At 40.1% G+C, this 23,621-nt stretch carries 24 protein-coding genes and 1 riboswitch; of the genes, 17 read left to right on the forward strand and 7 right to left on the reverse strand.

All coding sequences use genetic code 11. The features are described 5' to 3' along the window. Nucleotides 1-141 precede the first annotated feature (141 nt). From MHB41_RS05555 to spxA, 8 genes are all read left to right on the forward strand, one after another. On the forward strand, nt 142-1,779 hold the full coding sequence (locus MHB41_RS05555) for a peptide ABC transporter substrate-binding protein (protein WP_034282068.1): 1,638 nt from the start codon (nt 142-144) through the stop codon (nt 1,777-1,779). Between the two features lie 116 nt (nt 1,780-1,895). Next, nucleotides 1,896-2,840 carry an ABC transporter permease gene (locus MHB41_RS05560; protein ID WP_024425044.1) on the forward strand — a complete coding sequence of 315 codons (945 nt, stop codon included), beginning with the start codon at nt 1,896-1,898 and terminating at the stop codon, nt 2,838-2,840. A 3-nt stretch (nt 2,841-2,843) separates the two neighbouring features. Then, nucleotides 2,844-3,761, forward strand: a complete 918-nt coding sequence (locus tag MHB41_RS05565; RefSeq protein ID WP_024425043.1) for an ABC transporter permease — start codon at nt 2,844-2,846, stop codon at nt 3,759-3,761. A gap of 3 nt (nt 3,762-3,764) precedes the next feature. After that, nucleotides 3,765-4,853, forward strand: coding sequence for an ABC transporter ATP-binding protein (locus MHB41_RS05570; protein ID WP_087975602.1), 1,089 nt, complete (start codon nt 3,765-3,767; stop codon nt 4,851-4,853). Between the two features lies 1 nt (nt 4,854). After that, nucleotides 4,855-5,775: an ATP-binding cassette domain-containing protein gene (locus MHB41_RS05575; RefSeq protein ID WP_340898984.1), complete on the forward strand. Its 921-nt coding sequence runs from the start codon at nt 4,855-4,857 to the stop codon at nt 5,773-5,775. A gap of 104 nt (nt 5,776-5,879) precedes the next feature. Continuing rightward, nucleotides 5,880-6,167, forward strand: coding sequence for a hypothetical protein (locus MHB41_RS05580; RefSeq protein ID WP_034282065.1), 288 nt, complete (start codon nt 5,880-5,882; stop codon nt 6,165-6,167). A gap of 137 nt (nt 6,168-6,304) precedes the next feature. Then, nucleotides 6,305-6,883 (forward strand): GNAT family N-acetyltransferase, encoded by a 579-nt coding sequence (locus MHB41_RS05585; protein ID WP_034282062.1) that lies wholly within the window; start codon nt 6,305-6,307, stop codon nt 6,881-6,883. Between the two features lie 193 nt (nt 6,884-7,076). Further along, the gene (gene spxA, locus MHB41_RS05590; protein ID WP_003211421.1) at nt 7,077-7,472 is read left to right on the forward strand and encodes a transcriptional regulator SpxA; all 396 of its coding nucleotides are present in this window, start codon (nt 7,077-7,079) and stop codon (nt 7,470-7,472) included. A 39-nt stretch (nt 7,473-7,511) separates the two neighbouring features. On the opposite strand, the gene MHB41_RS05595 is transcribed toward spxA, so the two are convergent. After that, nucleotides 7,512-8,177 (reverse strand): TerC family protein, encoded by a 666-nt coding sequence (locus tag MHB41_RS05595; protein ID WP_034282060.1) that lies wholly within the window; start codon nt 8,175-8,177, stop codon nt 7,512-7,514. Between the two features lie 264 nt (nt 8,178-8,441). On the opposite strand from MHB41_RS05595, the gene mecA reads away from it, so the two are divergent. From mecA to pepF, 4 genes are all read left to right on the forward strand, one after another. After that, entirely contained in the window at nt 8,442-9,107 is a 666-nt protein-coding gene (gene mecA / locus MHB41_RS05600) for an adaptor protein MecA (protein ID WP_024425038.1), read from the forward strand. Between the two features lie 87 nt (nt 9,108-9,194). Further along, complete coding sequence (gene cls / locus MHB41_RS05605) at nt 9,195-10,715, forward strand: cardiolipin synthase (RefSeq protein ID WP_034282056.1); 1,521 nt, start codon at nt 9,195-9,197, stop codon at nt 10,713-10,715. A gap of 162 nt (nt 10,716-10,877) precedes the next feature. Continuing rightward, a complete protein-coding gene (locus MHB41_RS05610) occupies nt 10,878-12,038 on the forward strand; it encodes a competence protein CoiA family protein (RefSeq protein WP_340898979.1) in 1,161 nt (386 codons plus the stop codon). A gap of 214 nt (nt 12,039-12,252) precedes the next feature. Further along, a complete protein-coding gene (gene pepF, locus MHB41_RS05615; protein WP_305933614.1) occupies nt 12,253-14,079 on the forward strand; it encodes an oligoendopeptidase F in 1,827 nt (608 codons plus the stop codon). 107 nt (nt 14,080-14,186) lie between these two features. Here pepF and MHB41_RS05620 read toward each other — a convergent pair whose 3' ends face one another. The 5 genes from MHB41_RS05620 to MHB41_RS05640 all read right to left on the reverse strand — a co-directional run bounded on the left by MHB41_RS05620 (nt 14,187) and on the right by MHB41_RS05640 (nt 17,605). Then, nucleotides 14,187-14,360 (reverse strand): hypothetical protein, encoded by a 174-nt coding sequence (locus MHB41_RS05620; RefSeq protein WP_024425034.1) that lies wholly within the window; start codon nt 14,358-14,360, stop codon nt 14,187-14,189. A gap of 295 nt (nt 14,361-14,655) precedes the next feature. Next, nucleotides 14,656-15,567, reverse strand: coding sequence for a ClpXP adapter SpxH family protein (locus MHB41_RS05625; protein WP_024425033.1), 912 nt, complete (start codon nt 15,565-15,567; stop codon nt 14,656-14,658). Further along, nucleotides 15,564-15,962, reverse strand: a complete 399-nt coding sequence (locus MHB41_RS05630) for a thiol management oxidoreductase (protein ID WP_008355333.1) — start codon at nt 15,960-15,962, stop codon at nt 15,564-15,566. Before MHB41_RS05630 ends, MHB41_RS05625 begins: the two co-directional genes overlap by 4 nt. Nucleotides 15,963-16,237: 275 nt before the next feature. Next, a complete protein-coding gene (locus tag MHB41_RS05635) occupies nt 16,238-17,005 on the reverse strand; it encodes a lytic transglycosylase domain-containing protein (RefSeq protein WP_081124258.1) in 768 nt (255 codons plus the stop codon). A 21-nt stretch (nt 17,006-17,026) separates the two neighbouring features. After that, entirely contained in the window at nt 17,027-17,605 is a 579-nt protein-coding gene (locus MHB41_RS05640) for a CYTH domain-containing protein (RefSeq protein WP_081124259.1), read from the reverse strand. A gap of 235 nt (nt 17,606-17,840) precedes the next feature. Here MHB41_RS05640 and MHB41_RS05645 point away from each other — a divergent pair, with 235 nt between their 5' ends. From MHB41_RS05645 to MHB41_RS05660, 4 genes are all read left to right on the forward strand, one after another. Then, a complete protein-coding gene (locus MHB41_RS05645) occupies nt 17,841-18,206 on the forward strand; it encodes a hypothetical protein (protein ID WP_034282045.1) in 366 nt (121 codons plus the stop codon). A 33-nt stretch (nt 18,207-18,239) separates the two neighbouring features. After that, on the forward strand, nt 18,240-18,869 hold the full coding sequence (locus MHB41_RS05650; RefSeq protein WP_024425028.1) for a GTP pyrophosphokinase family protein: 630 nt from the start codon (nt 18,240-18,242) through the stop codon (nt 18,867-18,869). Nucleotides 18,870-18,932: 63 nt separating this feature from the next. Beyond that, nucleotides 18,933-19,733 carry an NAD kinase gene (locus MHB41_RS05655; protein WP_003211364.1) on the forward strand — a complete coding sequence of 267 codons (801 nt, stop codon included), beginning with the start codon at nt 18,933-18,935 and terminating at the stop codon, nt 19,731-19,733. Nucleotides 19,734-19,741: 8 nt separating this feature from the next. Then, a complete protein-coding gene (locus MHB41_RS05660) occupies nt 19,742-20,644 on the forward strand; it encodes an RluA family pseudouridine synthase (RefSeq protein WP_340898976.1) in 903 nt (300 codons plus the stop codon). A 40-nt stretch (nt 20,645-20,684) separates the two neighbouring features. Here MHB41_RS05660 and prpE read toward each other — a convergent pair whose 3' ends face one another. Beyond that, entirely contained in the window at nt 20,685-21,428 is a 744-nt protein-coding gene (prpE, locus tag MHB41_RS05665) for a bis(5'-nucleosyl)-tetraphosphatase PrpE (RefSeq protein ID WP_041110152.1), read from the reverse strand. A 162-nt stretch (nt 21,429-21,590) separates the two neighbouring features. Between prpE and MHB41_RS05670 the strand changes: the two genes are divergently transcribed. Next, nucleotides 21,591-23,432: a monovalent cation:proton antiporter family protein gene (locus MHB41_RS05670; protein WP_046310574.1), complete on the forward strand. Its 1,842-nt coding sequence runs from the start codon at nt 21,591-21,593 to the stop codon at nt 23,430-23,432. 59 nt (nt 23,433-23,491) lie between these two features. Then, nucleotides 23,492-23,601: riboswitch (TPP riboswitch) on the forward strand. Nucleotides 23,602-23,621: the final 20 nt, after the last annotated feature.

The following is a 23,621-nucleotide window of genomic DNA, read 5'->3' on the forward strand; positions in this document are numbered from 1 at the left end:
CTTTACATAGTGAAAATTCAGAAAAAACAAAAGAAATAGAAAGTAAGCTATTCAGGGACTTTTTTACGCTATTTCTTAAATCTGAATCTCATCTTCTATCGAGACCTTTGAACTAAAAACATATTATAAGGGGGAATACAGTTGAAAAAGCGTTGGTCTGTTGTTACTTTAATGCTTATTTTCACACTTGTATTAAGCGCTTGTGGTTTCAGCGGAAACAAATCAGGCGACAGCACGAGCAGTTCTGGAGAGGCTAAAACAACATTAAATGTGAATATCTCCACTGAGCCTTTTTCTCTACATCCGGGATTGGCAAATGATTCAACTTCAGGTAGTGTCATCCGTCAGACTTTTGAAGGGTTAACAAGAATTAACGCTGAAGGAAAGCCAGAAAATGCAATGGCTTCTGATATCAAAACAAGTGCTGATGGTAAAACTTATACATTCACACTTCGTGATGCAAAATGGTCTAATGGCGACCCTGTAAAAGCAGAAGATTTCGAATATGCTTGGAAATGGGCATTAGATCCTAAAAATGAATCTCAATATGCTTACCAGCTTTACTATATTAAAGGTGCTGAAGCAGCGAACAAAGGGAAAGCGAAAGTTGCTGATGTTGGCATTAAAGCTAAAGACGACAAAACGCTTGTAGTTGAGCTAGAAAACCCAACACCGTTTTTTACTGAACTAACTGCATTCTATACTTATATGCCAGTCAACAAAAAAGTGGCTGAAAAGAATAAAAACTGGTACACAAATGCTGGTGAAAACTACGTATCTAACGGACCATTCGTTCTTTCTAAATGGAAACATGGCGGTTCTATCACGCTTGAAAAGAACAATGAATACTGGGATAAAGATACTGTGAAATTGAAAAAAATCAACATGTCTATGATCAAAGATACAAACACTGAGCTTAGCATGTTCAAAAAAGGCGAGCTTGACTGGGCTGGTTCTCCAACTGGAAGCCTTCCAACTGAGTCTTTAAAAACATTGAAAAAAGAAGGCGGTCTGAAAATCCAGACGATCGCTGGTATCTATAACTACAAATTCAACACAGAAGTAAAACCTTTAAACAATGCAAACATCCGTAAGGCCCTTGCATACTCAATCAACCGTCAAGCGATCGTTGACAAAATTACGCAAGGTGAACAAGTTCCAGCAATGGCAATCGTTCCACCAACAATGGAAGGATTCACAGATAACAAAACTGGCTACTTCAAAGATCACGATGTAGATACAGCTAAAAAGCTTCTTGAAAAAGGTGCGAAAGAATTAGGTTATAAGTCTGTTTCTGATCTTCCAACATTAAAACTTTCTTACAACACAGATGAAGGCCACCAAAAGATTGCACAAGCAATTCAAGAAATGTGGAAAAAAGATTTAGGTGTGAAAGTTGAACTTGATAACTCTGAGTGGAACGTATACATCGACAAAATCCACAGCGGAGACTACCAAATCGGACGTATGGGCTGGTTAGGTGACTTCAACGATCCAGTGAACTTCCTTGAGCTTTACAAAGATAAAGACGGCGGAAACAACGACACTGGATGGGAAAGCAAAGAGTACAAACAATTGTTGAATGATTCTGCAAAAGAAACAGATAAAACGAAGCGTGAAGAAATGCTGAAAAAAGCAGAAGAAATCATCATCAACGATATGCCTATAGCACCAATTTACTTCTACACTCAGCTTTGGGTACAAGATCCAAAACTTAAAGGTGTAGTTGTATCTGGACTAGGTGATGTTCAGTACAAATGGGCACATTTCGAAAAGTAAGAGTAATAGTGTAAGAGATCTACGGCAAGGATCTTAAGGTATATGGAGGATGTCTCTCCATATACCTTTCTTGCTGATTAGAGAAATTGTTGTAAAATCATGGAGGTGCAATTCCGTTGCTTAAATATATCGGTAAGCGATTAATATATATTTTAATCACACTGTTTGTTATTGTAACTGCAACTTTCTTTCTCATGCAGGCAGCACCTGGTGGTCCATTCTCTGGTGAGAAGAAACTTCCTGCTGAAATTGAAGCAAACCTAAACGAGCACTACGGATTGGACAAGCCCTTATTTGTTCAATATGTAAACTACCTAGGTTCAGTTGCAACATTAGATTTTGGTCCCTCATTTAAATATAAAGGACAAACCGTAAATGACTTAATCAGTTCTGGATTCCCCGTTTCCTTTACCCTCGGAATTGAGGCAATTCTCCTCGCATTAGCATTTGGTGTATTGTTTGGGGTCCTTGCAGCGCTCTATCATAACAAGTGGCAAGACTATACGATTGCCATTTTAACGATCTTTGGAATTTCAGTTCCAAGTTTCATTTTAGCGGCGCTACTACAATATGTATTTGCATCTGAGGCAAGTATTATAGCGATCTTCCCAGTTGCAGGATGGGAGTCTTGGGCAAGCACCGTACTACCTTCTATTGCACTTTCCTTCATGCCAATGGCATTTATCGCTAGACTTGCACGGTCAAGTATGCTTGAAGTACTAAATAGTGACTACATTAGAACGGCTAGAGCGAAAGGATTAACAAAATCTGCTGTGACGATCAAACACGCCATCCGAAACGCATTGTTACCTGTTATCACATACATGGGACCAATGGCTGCTTCAGTTTTAACAGGTAGTTTTGTCGTTGAGAAGATTTTTGGTATTCCTGGCTTAGGCTCTCACTTTGTCACAAGCATTACAAACCGTGATTACACCGTCATCATGGGTGTCACAGTCTTCTACAGTATTATTCTATTAATCAGTATTCTAGTCGTTGACGTCCTCTACGGTATTATCGATCCTAGAATTAAACTGACGAAGGCGAAGAAAGGGGTCTAACACATGGAAGAGATGAGAAAAGATTTATTTGTGCCTGCGACAGCTGACGCAGCAGAATCTGAAAAAATTTCTAAACCTAGTCTATCTTTATGGAAGGATGCCATGCTTCGCTTCCGTGCCAATAAACTTGCAATGGTTGGACTTACAATCATTTTTATTATCGTGATGCTGGCCATCTTTGTTCCGATGTTTTCTAAATACGATTACTCTACGACTGATTTGCTGAATGCTGACCAGCCGCCTTCAAAAGAACACTGGTTTGGTACAGATGATTTAGGACGTGACATGTTTGTCCGTACATGGGTCGGGGCAAGAATTTCGATCTTTATCGGGCTTGCTGCAGCGGTGCTTGACGTGATTATCGGTATTATCTGGGGAAGTATTGCTGCATTCAAAGGCGGCCGTACAGATGAAGTGATGATGCGTATCGCAGACGTTTTATGGGCAATTCCAACACTATTAATGGTTATCTTAATGATGGTTGTTCTGCCAAAAGGATTATTAACGATTATCCTCGCTATGACAGTCGTAGGCTGGATTAACATGGCACGTATTGTTCGGGGACAGGTTTTACAATTAAAGAGTCAAGAATACGTTCTTGCAGCACAAACATTAGGTGCGAAAACATCTAGACTTTTATTTAAACACTTAATTCCAAACTCAATGGGACCAATCCTTGTGACGATGACATTAACGATTCCTTCTGCTATCTTCACAGAGGCATTCCTAAGCTACCTAGGGCTTGGTGTACCGGCTCCGTTAGCGAGCTGGGGAACAATGGCGTCTGACGGAATTCCAGCCATGACGTATTACCCTTGGAGATTATGGTTCCCAGCCGCATTTATCTGTATTACAATGTTTGGTTTTAACGTGGTTGGAGACGGACTAAGAGACGCTTTAGATCCGAAGTTGCGTAAATAAGGAGTGATTAGGATGGAACGTGAACGTATTCTAGAGGTGAAAGACCTTGCAATCTCATTTAAAACATATGGTGGAGAGGTTCAAGCCATTCGTGGTGTGAACTTCCACTTAAATAAAGGCGAGACACTTGCTATTGTAGGTGAATCTGGCTCTGGTAAAAGTGTGACATCACAAGCGATCATGAGATTAATTCCGATGCCGCCAGGTTATTTCAAGCGCGGACAGATCCTGTTTGATGGCCAAGATATTGTCAAGAAAACTGAAAAACAAATGCAAACCATTCGAGGAAAAGATATCTCAATGATCTTCCAAGATCCGATGACGTCTTTGAATCCAACGATGAAAGTCGGGAAACAAATTACAGAAGTACTGTTCAAGCATGAGCAAATTTCAAAAGAAGCGGCTGAAAAAAGAGCCATTGAACTATTGGAGCTCGTTGGAATTCCAATGCCCGAAAAAAGAATTAAACAATATCCGCACGAATTTAGTGGCGGGATGAGGCAAAGGGTTGTCATCGCCATGGCGCTTGCAGCAGATCCAAAGCTGCTGATTGCCGATGAGCCGACGACTGCACTTGATGTAACAATTCAAGCACAAATTTTAGAATTAATGAAAGAAATTCAGCAAAAGGTTGACACTTCGATTATCTTTATTACACATGATCTAGGTGTTGTTGCCAACGTCGCTGATCGTGTAGCTGTTATGTATGCAGGACAGATTGTGGAGACAGGGACTGTCGATGAAATTTTCTACAATCCAAAGCATCCGTATACATGGGGACTTTTAGCATCCATGCCGAGTCTTGACACAGATGGCGGAGATGAAGGAAAGCTGACTGCCATTCCAGGAACACCGCCAGATCTGACAAACCCGCCGAAAGGAGATGCATTTGCACTCCGCAGCGATTATGCAATGAAAATTGACTTTGAACAAGAACCGCCAATGTTCAAAGTATCAGATACGCATTATGTGAAATCATGGCTACTTCATCCGAATGCACCTAAAGTTGAACCGCCTGCTTCTGTAAAGGCGAGAATGCGTGAACTAGAAGGTAGCTACGAAAAACCTGTATTAGTAAAAGAGGGTGAATAGCATGGCAGAAAAACTGTTAGAAATCAAAAATTTGAAGCAGCATTTCCATACAGCAAGAGGAACTGTGAAAGCAGTTGATGGGGTTTCATTTGATATTTACAAAGGTGAAACGCTTGGTCTTGTAGGTGAGTCTGGTTGTGGTAAATCCACTACGGGCCGTTCGATCATTAGACTTTATGATGCGACAGATGGTGAAGTTCTTTATAAGGGAGAAAATGTACACGGGAAGAAATCAAGACAAAAAATGCTTGAGTTCAACCGTCAAATGCAGATGATCTTCCAAGATCCATATGCTTCACTCAACCCTAGAATGACAGTGCTTGATATCATTGCAGAGGGCATCGACATTCATGGCCTTGCAAAAACAAAACAGGCGCGTAAAGAGCGTGTGTACCAATTACTTGAAACTGTTGGCTTGAACAAAGAGCACGCGAACAGATACCCGCATGAATTCTCAGGCGGTCAAAGACAGCGAATCGGAATTGCACGTGCATTAGCAGTAGAGCCGAATTTCATCATCGCCGATGAACCAATCTCTGCATTAGACGTGTCGATCCAAGCGCAGGTCGTCAATTTATTGAAAGAGCTTCAAGAGGAAAAAGGTTTAACGTACTTATTCATTGCCCATGACTTGTCCATGGTAAAATACATCAGCGATCGTATCGGTGTGATGTATTTTGGAAAATTGGTTGAGCTGGCACCAGCGAATGAATTATACGAAAACCCGCTTCATCCATATACAAAATCATTGCTGTCTGCGATTCCGCTTCCAGATCCTGATTATGAGCGTAACCGCAAACGAATCAAGTATGATCCATCTGTTCACAAAGGAACAAACACCGAGTTCCGTGAAGTGAAGCCAGGTCACTTTGTGAGCTGCACAGAGGAAGAATTCAAAGAGCTACAGGCGAAACAATCATAAGAAGGAAGAAGCACTGCTAAGTCAGTGCTTCTTTTTTTATTTTACAAAAAAAGAAGATGATGGTAACTTTTAGTTAAGTACAAGCAGATACCGGAGGAAATCAAATGTTAAATTGGAAAACCTTTCGTTATTCATTGCTTCATGTTCTCATTGTATTCATGCTTTTTTCAACGTCTTTTTTCAGGAAACCAAACGGAGGAAAGTGGATGCTCGCGTTTATGGTACTCATTGGGATTGTGTCTTTTTCAATGGAATATATGCTTAACCGAAAGACAAGCGGTCAGAAGCAAGAAGCATGGCGCGTAAAATATCTTTATTTCATTATGCTTCAAATTGCGATGACAATTATCCTGTTTGTCTGTATTCAACTCGTCATGAATCGTTCGTTATAAAACTTTTTTTGCGTTAATTGAAAAAAAGTGAAACTACTTAAGACTTTGCTGCGTCTTACTAGTACAGGCGTTTAAATAGCAGGAAATCGGGAATATCTAAGGAAGTGGTTCTTAACTATAGCATAAGGAGCAGATCCATGAATTGGTATGAAAAGCTCAGTGAATACTTCCCGATAGAAGAAATGAAGTCAAAAGAGCATATGGAAGCTTTATTAAAGGAAAGAAGTGATATTTATCATAAGGAGGAAGGACCTCATCATGTGATGATGTACGCCGAATTTGATTCTTTCATCTTTATTGATTATTTATTTGTTTCCAAAGATGCAAGAGGTGAAGGCCTCGGGTCAAAGCTTATTCATAAGCTGAAGGAAAAAAAGAAACCGATCTTGCTTGAGGTCGAGCCTGTAGATGAAGATGATGCAGATACTGCAAAACGCCTAAAGTTTTACCAAAGAGAGCACTTCAAGCATGCAGAATCAATCGGTTATAAACGCAGGTCACTTGCAACAAATGAAGTGAACCGCATGGAAATTCTTTATTGGTCGCCTCTTACAAATCATGAGGAAGAGATCATGGAAGCCATGAGGAAGACTTATGAACGAATCCATACGTATAAAGATGAAGAATGGTATGGACAATCGTATGAGGATGTTGATGATGTATTGAAGATCATTGAAAATAGAAAGCAAAAAAATATTTTCGATCATCTCGAGTAAATGAGAATGTTCTGACATCCAGCAGCACGACAAAATGAATGAAATTGTCTAGTTTTTGTCACAAAAATTGCAAGAAAATCTGTTCACACTTACTTTTTTATAGTATAATCACTATAAAGATTACTTATTTAGAACAATTTTAATTTAAGAATACAGATCAATATTCATTCTACAAATTGAGGAGTGAAGATTTATGGTAACATTATACACATCACCAAGCTGTACATCATGTAGAAAAGCAAGAGCGTGGTTAGAAGAGCACAATATCCCATATCAAGAGAGAAACATTTTTTCTGAGCCTCTTTCAATCGATGAAATCAAAGAAATTCTTCGAATGACAGAAGACGGTACAGACGAAATTATCTCAACACGTTCAAAAGTATTCCAAAAACTAAATGTCAATGTTGAGACAATGCCGCTTCAACAATTGTATAAACTAATCAATGAGCATCCAGGTCTTTTGCGTCGTCCAATTATCTTGGATGAAAAAAGATTACAAGTTGGGTACAATGAAGATGAAATTAGACGTTTCTTACCAAGAACGGTTCGTACATTCCAACTAAGAGAAGCTCAGCGACTTGCTAACTAATAAAAACATAAAAAGCTGCCGATCATTTGGCAGCTTTTTTTATTTATTTTCAGCCGTTTGTTCGTAAAAGAGGCTCGCTAATATGACCACTATGACGGTTAAAAACGGAAGCATCAATTCAAGCGTGGCATGCTGTGCCATAAATTCAGCCAATTTCACATCACGTACAATCATTTCACCCCCTGTAAAGGCCAAGAGAGCACTTCCTCCGTATAAAAGAAACGGAAATTTAGTTAAAGCTGCATGAATCAGCTTGCTTCCCCAAATAATAATCGGTACAGAAATCATGAGACCAAAAGCGGTCAGAAGCATGTTGCCTTTTGCTGCACCTGCAACTGCGATGACATTATCAAGTGACATAAAGAGGTCAGCAATCACAATGGTTTGAACCGCACGCCAAAGGGAGCCGCTGCTCTTTATCCGAATCGATTCCTTCTTTTGTTCAATTAACAGATTGTATCCTATATAAAGGAGAAAAAGACCGCCAATAAACTGCAAATAAGGGATAGTCAATAAATAAACGGCGGCACCAGTCATTGTAATTCTCATCAACACGGCTAAAAGAGTGCCGATCCAAATGGCTTTATTGCGTTTGTCATGTGATAAACTGCGACTCGCCATCGCAATAATGAGCGCATTATCTCCGCCTAAAATTAGGTCTATGCCAATAATCATCAGTAAGGATACGATCCACTCTGTTTCCATCCATTTCACCTCATGTCCCAAATAGAGCTCGTACAACCAATATATGAGGACAATTCAAATATATGTTTCTGCAAGTTTTCTCTGCAAAAAATGCGTTTTTATTTCTTTTATTCATGTTTTATCATAAAATAGACAGTACGAAGCAATACCTCAATTCTTTAAACGGTTAACATGTAGACGGAACGGGTAAAGTGTAGTAAAGTACTATTAATTGGGAGCTTGTATGTCCCTTCAACATCTTATATAGAAGGGAAGGTTGGCAAAATGGAAATCGAAAGAATAAATGAACATACAGTCAAATTTTATATTTCCTACGGTGATATTGAAGATCGCGGATTTGACCGTGAAGAGATCTGGTACAATCGTGAGCGCAGTGAAGAGCTGTTTTGGGAAGTAATGGACGAAGTGCACGAAGAAGAAGAATTTGCAGTAGAGGGACCGCTTTGGATTCAAGTACAGGCACTTGACAAAGGTCTTGAAATTGTCGTGACAAAAGCCCAACTTTCTAAAGATGGACAAAAGCTCGAATTGCCGATTCCAGAAGATAAAAAAGATCAAACAGATGAAGAAAGCTTAGACGCACTGCTTGATGATTTTCATAAAGAAGAGCAAGATCAAGAAGACCATAATGAGAAGGACAAAAAACTTCAACTTCAATTCGTATTGAAAATGGATGACTTTGAAGATTTGATTGCACTTTCTCAATTAAATATGCAGGATTTTACCACAAGTTTATATTCGTTTGAAAACCGTTATTATCTATATGTTGACTTCCACGAGGATTTGTCAGATGAGCAAGTGGAGAATAAGCTCAGCATTTTGCTTGAATATGCTCACGAATCAGTGGTCAGCATCTACAGACTGAAAGAATACGGTCAGCTGATTATCGAAGGGAATGCCCTTGAAACGATTCAACAGCACTTCTCGTAACTAACAAAAAGTCGATTTCTATAGAGGAATCGGCTTTTTTATCTGAATGAATAGGTAAATAAAGAGATCGGCAAGGAGAAAAATGAAATGAGAAATGTAGTCAAAGTTCTATTTTTTCTAATCATTACGGTAGGTGCTTATTTAATCATCCAATTGATTGTCGGTGATTTAGCGGTAAGTGTATTAAGTTCTGTGAGTGTTCTATTTACTTTATCGATTATTTTCATCGGATTTGTTATTTTCTTGGAGAACCGGAATCCGTCTCAAACGATTACATGGCTTGTCCTGCTTGGCAGCTTTCCGTTATTCGGCTTTTTGTTCTACATTTTCTTTGGACGCAATATCAAAAAGCGCCGGCTGTTTGAAAAGAAGGCGGTATTGGACGAGAAGTTAATTCAGGAAGATGAACGTATCCATAGAGAAGCGATTGAAAAAATGACGCATATGGGTGATCATCAGCAGCTCTTATTTAAGCTGGCCCACAGACTCGGACATACTCCTATTACATATCGCACGTCCTCTAAAGTCTTAACCAATGGTGAAGAAACATTCTCTCATATTTTTGAAGAGATTAAAAAAGCAACTCATCACATTCATTTAGAATATTACATTCTCCGCCACGACGACCTTGGCCAAGAATTAAAGGACATTCTTATTGAAAAAGCGAAAAATGGCGTGATTGTCCGCTTTTTATATGACGATGTAGGAAGCTTAAAGCTCTCCCGTCAATATATTGCAGACCTAGAAAAGGCTGGCGTTCAGATCGTTCCGTTTTTACCAGTAAGGCTCCCCCTTTTAAATAATAAAATCAACTTCCGAAATCATAGAAAAATTGTCGTAATTGATGGGGAAGTAGGATTTGTCGGCGGGCTTAACATTGGAGACGAATACATGGGCAGAAGCAGACAATATGGATTCTGGCGTGATACTCATTTGATGATTAAGGGCGAAGCTGTTCGTGACCTCCAGCAGATTTTCATGCAGGATTGGTACTATATGACGAATGAAAGATGCTCTGGTGTGGACTATTTCAAAGATTTCAGCCACCTTGAGAGTACAACAGAAGGCGTACAAATGATTGCTGGCGGGCCTGACAAGCAGTGGGAGGTCATTAAAAATCTCTTTTTCTCCATGATCATCTCCGCCAAAAAGTCCATCTGGATCGCTTCACCGTATTTTGTGCCGGATGATGATATTTTGTCCGCATTGAAAATTGCCGCATTGAGCGGAGTAGATGTACGGATTATTGCTCCAAAGAATCCAGATAAACGGATTGTTTTCCATGCATCTCGTTCATACTTCCCGGAGCTTCTTGACGCAGGAGCAAAGGTATACGAGTATGATCAAGGCTTTATGCATAGTAAATTTATTATTGTGGATAGCGAGCTGGCTTCGATAGGAACGGCAAACATGGATATGAGAAGCTTTCATTTGAACTTTGAAGTGAATGCCTTCCTCTATAAAACAAAAAGCACCGAGAAGCTCGTCAATGATTTCTTAGGTGATTTAGAGCAGTCACATGAAATTGTTCCAGAAGAGTTTGCAAAGAGACCCTTGGGGGTCAGACTGTTTGAATCAACAGCAAGATTATTATCACCACTTTTATAAAGATTGTATTTTCCCCCTTTTCTATAAGGGGGATTTTTGATTTTACTAAGGAAATGATCAGTAAAATCATCTTTTGACACGATAAAAATTCATTTTGTCTATTCGCTTCCTTAAAGACGAACAAGCTATAATACGCTCATCAAAGAGCGAGGGGCGAACTGAATGAATGCAGCAATTATGGATAACGGTAAGCTTATCCGAATGACACATCATCTATCGAAAAGCCGTCTGGAGCATGTAAGAACGACGTGCAAATTTTATTGTCCTGAGTGCAGGGAGGAGGTGCAATTAAAGCTAGGGGAGCATCGTGTCTATCATTTTGCGCATAAACAGCTGACAGCATGTCCGCTAGCTTCAGGCGAAACGGCTTATCATCAGGCGGGAAAGGAAGCCATTATGAATTGGCTGAAGGGGCTTGGACATAAACCGGCGCTGGAAAAGTATATGTCAAATATTCATCAGCGTCCTGATGTGACCGTCTCTATAGGAAATGAAAACTATGCAATTGAATTTCAATGTGCAAATATTTCCCGGCAAGAGCTTCGCAGAAGAACAGCAGGTCTCCGCGAGGCAGGGCTCTTTCCCATATGGATGATAGGGGCAAATCGTTTAAACCGAAAATCTGCCCAGCTTTTTTCTTTCTCCTCCATTCATTGGGGAATTTTAAGGGAATCAGAGGAAAGGCGCTTGATTTTTTTCTGCCCGATCCAGAAAAGGTTCATCCATCTTGATCAATTCCTCGTGTTTCAACCAACGAAAGTTTGTGCGGCCATGACTGTCAGACCACCTTCAGCATACCGTGATATTCCTGCACTTCTATCTCTGCCTTCCAGCAAGCGTCAAGTAAACCAACAATGGATTAAATGTATACAGCAATTTAGGCAGCGTCCTCCTCGCAGTTTATCAAATGAAAGCAAACGTTTGAGAAATATTTTTTATGAGCATCATCATACGGCATTCCCTTTTTTGCCAACTGAATTATTTATTCCGGTGCAAGAAGCGTATATCTTTACAAGTCCCGTGTATGTTTGGCAAGGGTGTCTCTATGATTGGATGATGCGGAAAAAAGGAAGCGGAAGAGTGACGATTCAACAGCTGATGATGGAAATCAATCGATGTGTGCAAATGAAAGAAGTGAAACTCCGATATGGCGATGTTTCAAGAGAAGAAATAAAAGAGGTGGTCACTGCATATGTAAATGCGCTTGTAAGACAAGGGTTTTTACATATGACGAAAGAGGGTAATTATGAAGTATCGTCGAATCAAATGCCTATACGAACACTAGATGAAGTGTTAAAACGAGATGCTTTCTTATTTCATTAGCATGTTTCATGACCACTTTGATCATGATAAGAAAAAGGTGGTGTTGCTATTGAATCAAAAGAAACGCTTTTTCCTCATTTTTTTAGTCTGTTTGGTATTTATTTCTGCATATGATTTGACAAATATAGTTCAAAACAAAGAAGATAAATACAACACCAATTTCTTTCACTTTCCGAAAGGTTGGTTCAACACAACTCATGCAAGGGGGATTCATATGACTTCACAAAACAAAAACAATCATTTACCAGACAGAAGCGAAGTAAAAGAAGAAAACAAATGGCGTCTTGAAGATATTTTTGAAAGCGTCGATGCATGGAACAAGGAATTCGAAGCGGTCAAAAAAGAAATTCCGAAGCTGGCCCAGTTTAAAGGAAAGCTGGCCCATTCTGCTGATGTTCTGTATGAAGCCCTCACCTTTCAGGATCAACTTTCTGAAAAGCTTGGCAAGCTTTATACATATGCGCACATGAAATATGATGAAGATACAACGAACTCATCATTTCAGGCGTTAAATGATAAGGCATCGAATCTATTTACACAGCTGTCTAGTACATCTGCTTATATTGTTCCAGAGATTTTATCGATTCAAGAAGATAAATTGCAGCAATTCATACTAGAAAAAGAAGAATTAAAACTGTATTCACATGCTCTCGAAGAAATTAATAAAGAGCGTCCACATATTTTAAGTGAGGAGCAAGAAGCTTTATTAGCTGAGGCATCTGAACCACTTTCATCTTCATCTACTACCTTTAGTATGTTTAACAACGCCGATGTTTCGTTCCCTTCTGTAAAAGATGAGAATGGAGAGGAAAAGAAAATTACCCACGGCAACTTCATCACATTTTTAAATAGTGATGATCGTGAAGTGAGAAAGAATGCCTTTAAAGCTGTGTATAAAACGTATGATCAGTATAAGAATACACTTGCTTCTACACTGAGCGGTTCGATTAAAAAGGATAATTTTTATGCAAAAGTGAGAAATTACAAATCCGCAAGAGAAGCAGCATTATCACGAAACAGCATCCCGGAAGAAGTGTATGACAATCTAATTGATACAGTTCATCAATATTTACCGTTATTACACCGCTATATTGAATTACGTAAAAAGGTATTAAAGCTTGATGAAGTGCACAATTACGACTTGTATACACCACTTGTGAAAGATGCTGGCATGAAGCTCACCTATGATGAAGCAAAGGATTATATGCTGAAAGGGTTAGCGCCATTAGGAGAAGAATATGTGTCCGTGTTAAAAGAAGGACTCGACAATCGCTGGGTAGACGTTTATGAGAATAAAGGGAAACGAAGCGGTGCTTATTCATCTGGGAGCTATGGTACAAATCCATATATCCTCATGAACTGGCAAAATAATATTGATAATTTGTTTACACTCGCTCACGAATTTGGGCATTCTGTACACAGCTACTATACAAGAAAGCACCAGCCATATCCGTATGGAAACTATAGTATCTTTGTAGCTGAAGTGGCTTCCACTACAAATGAAGCGTTACTAGGCGAATACCTGCTCAATCATTTAGACGATAAAAAGCAGCGTTTGTATGTGTTAAACCACTTGTTAGAAGGATTTAGAGGAACGGTATTCAGACAAACGATGTTTGCTGAGTTTGAGCATCTTATTCATGTGAAAGCACAAGAAGGAGAGGCTTTAACGCCAGAATTTATGACAAACCTTTATTACGACCTGAACAAGAAGTACTTTGGTGACGGCATGGTGGTTGATAAGGAAATTGGATTAGAGTGGACGAGAATCCCTCATTTTTATTACAACTATTATGTGTATCAATACGCGACAGGCTATAGTGCGGCGCAGGCATTAAGCAAGCAAATCTTACAAGAAGGAAAACCAGCGGTAGAGCGCTACACCGATTTCCTTAAAGCAGGAAGCTCTGATTATCCAATCAATGTGCTGAAAAAAGCAGGGGTTGATATGGCTTCTAAAGAACCAATCGAAGCAGCATGTCAATTGTTCGAAGAAAAACTAAAAGAAATGGAAGAGCTCATCTCCAAAACAGGTGAGTAATGAAAAGACTTCTGTCAGACGTGTGAGTGCTATCTCATCTTTTGACAGGAGTTTTTTTCTCATAAAAAAAGACCTCTTCAGATGTCGAGGCCGTTCCTTGTCAATCATCAACCTTTAAAACCTCTAAAGGTCTTACGGTGATTCATTCGATAAAGCGTAAAAAGAATCGAAGCAAATAAGAGTGGAGACGTCAAATAAAGAGGAAGCATCTTCATTAAGCCTAATATATTTAAAAAGAAACATAAGCCAATGGCAACAAGTCCAATAGTTGTGCTGCGCATGCAGATCCCCCCATTTTTTTGTTACTTTTACTATATGAAAGTGACAACCCTCTTATGTTTTGTGACAAAAATATGAACATATAGTATATCTGTTGTCATAAGTCGACAAAATTTGATATACTACAGATGTGAAATTAATCACATACAAACATTACCCCTTTGTTTGACCGTGAAAAATTTCTCCCATCCCCTTTGTTGTCGTTAAGACATAGTGAAACCGCGCTTATCCCGGCGCGGTTTCTTCGTGTTTATAAATGGAACGAATGTTCCTTTTTGGAGTAAAGAAAAACATGGGTCAGCACCCATGTTCATTTTCACAGCGATAGACATCAAGATCTGTATGGTGGTCATTCTCTTTATAGCGCCAAAACATTTCTTGCTGCACTTGTACACGTTCTACCTTTTGAGCGAAAGCCAGCTTCTTCATTTCTCGTTCAACTTCTTCAAGCGTCAGGTCATAGACAACGGCTATCTCTTTTGCGGAAGCAAATTGAAAGTAAGCAATAAACCATTCAATTGGAGGACGTTCTGATGGTGTTGGTTTTTCACCAATCATTTCAAAAAGGATTTCCTCGTATATATCATAAGAGTAGGCACCTGAAATTTTTAATCCTTCATCTCCATTTACGGTATTAAAAAAGGCGAAGGTCGGAAGCTCAGATACGTCCATTTCAGCTGCAATTTTCATATCGCATTGCAGTGCTTTCACAGCACTTTGAGAATGAATGTCGCGCTGGAATTCCTCGATGTCCAGACCAGCACTTTTTGCATTTTCTATCAGTACCTGCTCACTTGTGACATCTTGCTGATGGCAAAAAAGTGATTCTTGAATAAGACGCAAAAATTTCATTCCGCATTTTCTGCCTTGAAGCTCCGCTGCTTTTAGTGCCAGTGAGGCGAGGTAGGGTGATGTCACAATTTGTTCAGACAGCATTTGTTCTTTTTTGGTCTGCGTTTTAGTGGCAAATTTCCCCCATGCTTCAGTCAGTAAATGTTTTTTTCTTTTCCGATTCAAAGCATTAATACTAGAACTTGTTACCGTTCGTAAAGTGAAAAAACGGCCATATTTCATTTTCAACTTTTTAATGGATGGCTCTAATAACCAGCAGTCTGGGCTTAGAGGATCAATGAATACATAGATTTCAATCGGCTTTTGAGGATGTCCGTGACAGTGTGAGAAATATTGATCGTGCGTATTGCAGCTCAAGATCGTCCATCCTTTTCAGGTGTTTGGTTGACCATATGACGAGCCGTCAGAGAAAGCCGTTCAAATAAAAAGTCACGAATATCGCCGGTTAATCCTACTTGATCCATTGCATCCTCCATGCATTCAAGCCATGCGTCAGCCCGCTCCTCAGTAATCGGAAAAGGGAGATGTCTCGCTCGCAGCATTGGGTGGCCATGCTCTTCTGTATAAAGCGGTGGTCCGCCTAAATATTGCGTTAAAAACTGTTTTTGTTTTCTTGCTGTTTCTTTTAAGTCATCCGGGAAAATAGGATGAAGCAAAGGATGACACTTTACATTTTCATAAAAAGTATCAACAAGTTGCGATAGAAGTTCCTCTCCAACCGCTTCGTAAGGTGCGTTAAACGATTGTACCATGTTGACTACTCCTTTTACTCGTAGTTAATAGGATGACTCACCCTATTGCGCATTACATTTATTTCAAAAGTGATATTCAGTTTGTTCTATTTTATTGTTTCTATTCTTGTACTTATTTTAACAACCTCATCTCAATTCCACAAACAAACCGCTTTGGTCTGCTCGAAATAAAGAGAGAATCGAATTCTGTGATCAATTGACCATATCATAACACATTCAGTCAAAAAAGGGGGAAAAGCGACATACAAAAAACCGAAGAGGTTATTCTCTTCGGTTTAAGCGAAATATTGAGCTGTGATTTTCTTGACATAATTTTGTGTTTCTTTAAATGGAGGAATGCCCCCGTATTTATCTACATTTCCTGAGCCTGCATTATAGGCAGCTAAGGCGAGTGAGATATTTCCGTTATATTTATTGAGCATTTGTTTTAAATACTTCGTTCCGCCTTCAATGTTTTGGGACGCATCAAAAGCATTGTTGACGCCAAGTGATTTAGCAGTAGATGGCATGAGCTGCATGAGTCCAAGCGCACCTGCATGGCTGACAGCATTTGAGCGGTAGCCGGATTCCTGCTTGATGACCGCGTGAATCAGCTTTTCGGGAACGCCATGCTTTTGAGCCATTTGTGACACGATTTGATTAATCTCTTTTGATGATGAGCTACTTGAGACAGCCTTTTGAAGCGGCGGCGTGTAGCTGTTGTTTAAGACATTTCCAATGCCATTCGCTGTATTTAATTGATTGTCATTTGCATATAAAGATTGGGCCTCAAGCTGATCACTGCCGGAAGTGGCAGATAAATATGGGTTTGTACGCGCATATTGCGTGTTTGGAGCCGTTGATGGATCCGTGCCCAAAAAAGCTGAGATGGAAAGCGGGAGACGTGATAATTCCGATCCGCCTAAAAAATCTTGCAGCAGCGACTGAAATGAAGCTTGGGCATTCGATTCTTGACCCCCAGACATTTGCGTTTGTGCTGGATCTGTCTGTAACGTTTTAAGCGCTTGAAGCTGCATAAAGGATTGAAGTTGATTGACGTTCATCATGTTCCTCCTTCAAGGAATTCATCTATTCTGTGTTTTCATTTTTTCTTCATAAAAACGAACGACTTTGTTTTTCGTGTTTCGTACTGGAATATGAAATTTGCGGAGCAATGCGGAGAAAGCGGCTTGTCCGATTTCCAGGTCGCTCACTTCAAATTCAAGTTCATAGTCCTCTACTGTTAAATATCGGCTGTGATCCAAAACAATTAAGCCTTCTTGGATCATTTTTTCTGCTCTTGACGTTTCAAGTGAACCAAAGTACACAATTTGATCCTTTAGAATGTTCAGGTGGTCTAATCTGTCTGCAACTTCACCTTCTGGCAGCTTAAAATCGTCAAGTTGAGAAGGGGGAGCAATCGTTTGGTGGGTTTCGAGCAAGCCTATTTCATGTGGTTCCTTTAATGTGAGCACCCATTGACCGTTTTTTTCTCTCATTCTTAATGCAGCCAATTGAGATTTTATATCAAATTGAGGTGTATCAAAATAATAGTTGGTTTGCGTATGGAAATCCGCATCCTTCAATTGAAAATGCTGTTTCAGCTGTTTAAATTCTTCTTTCATTAATAATTGCTTTAGTTCGATTTCAATTTCCTGTGCCATTTGACATCAACCTTTCATTAGAGGAAATATGATTATTGTACATGAAGTGTGTTCAACATGTAAAAGACTGTTTTTTTCTCTCTATTTTCAATTTAGGTATGGACAAAATGAATGAAGAATCTTGGGAAAGGATCATTTAAAAGAGAAAAACAGGATTTTCTCAAAAAGTTCGGTTTATCAATATTGAACTTGATATGATAAAATAAAGCTGTACTTTGTTGTAAAGGAGATCATGATGCAAAACAGAATTGAAATCACAGAAGCAACTTTAAAAGAAGACAGGCTGATTTTGACAATCCAGTCAGAAGAGCAAATCCAAAAAGCAAAAGCATCAGGACAAATGCTTGTTGATTCTGATCACTTTGCGTTCGTTTACATACTTGAAACCGAGGAGTCCTTTTCGTATCTTATTTTAGGGGAACATACATGGGCTCCATTAAAAGAAGCAATGAATCGTGACATCCCTGTCTATTTGGCATCAGATGAACATTCACTGGAACTCATTCAGCTTCAACAGGAATTACATTATTTAATCGACAATATTAAAGACAATGCCAATTACGGAGATATGGAAGAGAAAGTGAAAAGCACATTCCTCTGAAATAATTAGGTATATGGAATTGGGGGAAGTTTCATGGACAAAAAACAATGGGATCAATTCCTCGCACCGTATAAACAAGCAGTCGAAGAACTAAAAGTGAAACTAAAAGGCATTCGAAAGCTGTATGAATTCGAGGATGACCATTCACCAGTAGAATTTGTCACAGGCCGAGTGAAACCCGTTGCCAGCATATTAGAAAAGGCAAAGCGTAAAAACATCCCGATGCATGAGATTGAAACGATGCAGGATATTGCTGGGCTTCGCATTATGTGCCAGTTTGTAGAAGATATACAAGTCGTGAAAAAAATGCTCCAGTCACGTAAAGATTTTGTGGTTGTAGATAAACGCGACTATATTGCAGAACATAAAGAAAGCGGATACCGCTCTTACCACCTTGTTGTGTTATATCCGCTGCAAACCGTAAGCGGAGAGAAACAGCTCCTCGTCGAAATCCAAATTCGTACGCTTGCGATGAACTTTTGGGCGACCATTGAGCATTCTCTGAATTATAAATATAGCGGGAACATCCCGGAGAAGGTCAAGCTGCGCCTTCAAAGAGCATCTGAGGCAGCTTCTCGTCTCGATGAAGAAATGTCCGAAATTAGAGGGGAAATTCAAGAAGCACAAGTGGCATTTTCCCGGAAAAAGAAAAACGACAGCTGAGCCAGTTTGATCAAATATGATGCTGCCCTCTCATAGCAGCAAGGTGAAAAAGGAGAAGAATTCATGAAATTTGCAGTTTCTTCAAAAGGGAATTCTGTATCTGACACGCTCAAAAGTAAAATTCAGACTTACTTATTGGATTTTGGTATGGAACTAAATGAAGAGGAACCGGATCTTGTCATTACGGTTGGTGGAGACGGCACCCTTCTTTATGCGTTTCACCGTTATAGCGACCGTCTAAATGAAACGGCTTTTGTCGGTGTTCATACAGGTCATCTTGGCTTTTATGCTGACTGGGTGCCGAGTGAAATTGAAAAACTCGTCTTAGCCATTGCGAAAACGCCTTATCATATTGTGGAATATCCGATCTTAGAAGTCATTGTCAGATACAATGACGGCGGCAGAGAAGAGAAATATTTAGCAATGAATGAATGTACAATTAAAAGCATGGAAGGGACACTTGTGGCAGATGTTGAAATCAGAGGCCAGCTGTTTGAAACATTTAGAGGTGACGGTCTTTGTCTGTCTACACCATCTGGCAGTACGGCCTATAATAAGGCACTGGGTGGCGCCATTATTCACCCTTCCATTAGAGCCATTCAGCTGGCAGAAATGGCTTCAATCAACAACCGAGTGTTTCGGACGGTCGGTTCACCGCTTATTTTGCCTGACCACCATACTTGTGTGATTAAGCCGAGGAATGATGTCGATTTTCAGGTGACCATTGATCATTTAACACTGCTTCATAAAGACGTCAAATCCATTCAATGCCGGGTGGCAGACGAGAATGTCCGTTTTGCCAGATTTAGACCGTTTCCGTTTTGGAAAAGGGTGCAAGATTCCTTTATCGGAAAAGGAGAATAAGAAAGAGGTTGTTCCCGCTGGAATACTTTACGTTAAACAAAACCATAACAGCCAAAGAAGAAGGGCTGCTTTTAAAGGAATATTTAATTGATCTTGGCATTTCGAAAAGAATGCTGACAGATATTAAGTTTGCTGGCGGTGACCTCCTCATTAATGGAGAGCATGTTACCGTGAAGTGCGAACTGCATGAAGGGGACAGGCTCACCATTTTATTTCCCGAGGAAAAAGTGAGTGAAGGACTAAAGCCTGCACCGATTCCGCTTGATATTATATTTGAGGACGAGCATGTCCTTGTGCTGAATAAAAGGCCGTATATTCCTTCAATCCCTTCTCGGGAGCACCCTGAGCACAGTATTGCGAATGGATTGCTGCATCATTATGCCAAGCAGTCTGTTCGGCATACGGTTCATTTGGTGAACCGCCTTGATCGTGATACATCTGGCGTCATGCTTGTGGCGAAGCATCGCTTTGCCCATAGCCTTTTATCAAAGGCGCAAAAAAGTGGAGCGGTTAAGCGAACATACAGAGCGTTTACACATGGCATGCTCACAGAAAAACATGGAACGATCGCTGCAAAAATTGCCCGAAAAGGGGATAGTATCATCGAGCGGATGGTTGATGATACTGGGCAGGAGGCAGTGACGCATTATTCCGTGCGAGCGGTAATCGCTGAGTTGAACATGTCGGATGTGTCTCTTTCACTTGAAACTGGGAGAACACATCAAATTCGTGTTCATATGCAATTTCTTGGGCATCCGCTCATCGGAGATACGCTGTATGGCGGAACGACCGAGCGGATAGACCGGCAGGCACTGCATAGTGAAACCCTTGTATTTCCTCATCCGATGACAGGTGAGCAAATGACATTTTCAGCCCCGCTTCCTGATGATATGAAATCATTGCTTTTTTAAATAGAGAAACCCGGTCACCTGCAGCGCAGGGCCGGGTTTTTTATGATGTGAAATGCTGAAATCTTGACTCATCATAAGGCATGGATGAAGGAACGGAGACCGTTTTAAGCTCAGGGTATGTGAGGGCAGACAGCTTGTTGCCAAATACGCAGCCTGTGTCAATATTGACGGTTCTGCCAACGAATCGAGGTTCTTTCACTGGTGTATGGCCATACACAATCCACGGTTTTCCGTGATACTCCTTTGCCCAGTCCTTGCGAACAGGTCGTCCATCTGGCCATGTTTCTCCTGTGACGGCACCAAATAATAAATAGGACCGCATTTGTTTATTCGGCTTTTTTCCAATATCCTTTTCCTTCATCGCTGCGTGTGCAATGATCAGCTCATCAGGAATGAGTACATCATAAAGCGGAGCCTTCTCGAATAACTGCTTAAATTCATGTGACAATTTATTTTGTTCATGAATTGGCAGTTTTTTTATTTCGTTCACTGTGGTTTCGATGCCATGAAGCAATTTGACGGGATTTCCTTTTAAGTAACGATAAAGCTTAAAGCAATGGTTGCCAGGTACATAGCGGATTGCGCCGTGTGAATAGGCATGAATGACAAATCGCATGACGTCTACTGACTGAGGTCCACGATCTGTTAGATCACCAACAAGGGCCAGCGTTCTCTTATCAGGATGGACGGGTAATCCATGTTTGAGTTCGTATCCTAGTTTGTGTATGAGGGTAAGCAGCTCTTCGTAACAGCCGTGGATATCGCCAATGATATCGAATTTCATAAGGTTTCCTCCTGATTTTTTTCATCCATTCGTCGGATATAAAGAAGTTTGAATTTTAGAAAATATAACGAATGGCTTTCATTTCATTTGGGCAATTGTTAGAATCAATGCTTTAACGTAAGACTTAAAAAATTAAACATGAATGTTAGGAGGCTTTAGCCAATGGAGCATACATCTGTTTCATCACTCGTTGTCGTTATCATTGTCGCCTTTTTCACCCCTATTTTATTGCACCGATTTAAGCTGACCATTCCGGTCGTTGTAGCTGAAATCATCATGGGGCTCATCATTGGGAAAAGCGGTCTTCAACTGGTTGTCGAACATGATGCGTGGTTAGATACATTATCCATGCTCGGTTTTATTTTTCTGATGTTTTTAAGTGGACTTGAAATAGATTTTTCTTCTTTTGAGTCAAAGAAGAAAGCACGAGAACTTCCAAATGGTTTAAAAGAACCAAATACATTTAAAGCTGCCACCATTATTTTTCTTGGGGTATTTTGTATTTCTTTTATTCTGTCCTATGCGTTTGTACTCGCAGGGTTTATCCAAAATGCCTTTTTAATGACGCTCATTATCTCTACTATCTCATTAGGCGTAGTGGTTCCAACTTTAAAAGAGGAAAAGTTGATGCAGACAAATATCGGTCAAATCATTCTGCTTGTAGCTGTCATTGCTGATTTGGTCACGATGATTTTACTTGCTGTGTTTTCCTCCATTTATGGAGATGGAACAGGGAACATGTGGCTCCTGCTCTTATTATTTGCTGCAGGCATTCTTCTTTATTTATTTGGCCGCGTATTTAAGACAAAGTCAATTTTTCAGTCGATGTCTAAAGGGACCGTGCAAATTGGGACAAGGGCAATCTTTACTCTCATTATAGTCTTAGTTGCCTTATCTGAATCACTCGGGGCTGAAAATATTCTTGGGGCGTTTTTAGCTGGCGTGCTTGTGTCCCTTCTTTCGCCAAATAAAGAGCTCGTTCAGCAGCTGGACTCATTTGGCTATGGATTTTTAATCCCGATCTTTTTTGTGATGGTCGGAGTAGATCTGAATATATGGGCACTGTTTAAGGACCCAAACATCATGATCATGATTCCGCTGCTGTTTATTGCGCTGCTTATAAGTAAGCTCATTCCGATTCTTTATTTGAAAAAATGGTATGACATGAAAAAGGTCATTGGCTCCGGCTTTTTATTAACTTCAACGCTATCTCTCGTCATTGCAGCTGCGACGATTGGTGAGCGGCTCGGTGTCATTGATCATAAAATGTCAGGGGCGCTGATTTTAGTTGCTGTGCTAACGAGTATTTTAACACCTGTTTGGTTTAAAGCGCTGTTTAAAAAAGAACAAGCGGCAATCCATAAGAAGCGTGTGACCTTTATTGGAGCAAATCAGCTGACCTTACCTGTCACGCTTGATTTACATCAGGATGAATATGACATTCGGATTTTGCATGTTTTTCAAGAAAATAAAGAAGCACTGCTGGCAGACTCTATCTTTGAAGTCGAATCAATTGAACAATACGACGATGAGACGCTGAGAAAGGCAGGCGTCGGCCAAGAGGATGTCCTAGTCGTCGCAACAGGCAGTGAGACGAAAAATAAGGAAATTGCTTTATTTGCAAAAGAAGAAGGAGCGAAACAAGTCATTGCAAGTGTCAACAAAGCAGAGGCGGAGCTGACATTGAAGGAAGCGGGAATTGATACGTTTTCTACTTTCTTGTCATCTAAAACGGTGCTAAGAGCTTTGATTGAAGCACCTGATGCGATTCGATTGCTAACAAATGAGGATTCTTCTTTGTATCAAATTCAAATGAACAATCATCGTTATCATAATGTCATGCTGAGAGAATTTCCTTTCACCGGTGATTTGGTATTTGTCCGTATTTTCAGAGGGATAGACAGCTTAGTACCGCATGGAGATACGACACTCAGAAGCGGCGACCGTGTGCTTGTATCGGGCTCCCGGGAATATGTGGCAGGACTAAGAGCCCAATTAGAATGACAATGAACCCTTGACCAATGAACAATTCCTGATTAAGATAGAGGTACAACATCATATATTTGATCCACTAGGGGAGTCCTTTAAAAGGGCTGAGATAAAAGTGTTCACTTTTAGACCCTCATTACCTGAACAGGTTCATACCTGCGTAGGGAAGTGGTGCGGTTTTTGACTATGCTTTTTACAAATTCC

The sequence above is a fragment of the Bacillus sp. FSL H7-0578 genome, from assembly GCF_038630855.1.
Taxonomy (GTDB): Bacteria; Bacillota; Bacilli; order Bacillales; family Bacillaceae; genus Bacillus; species Bacillus safensis.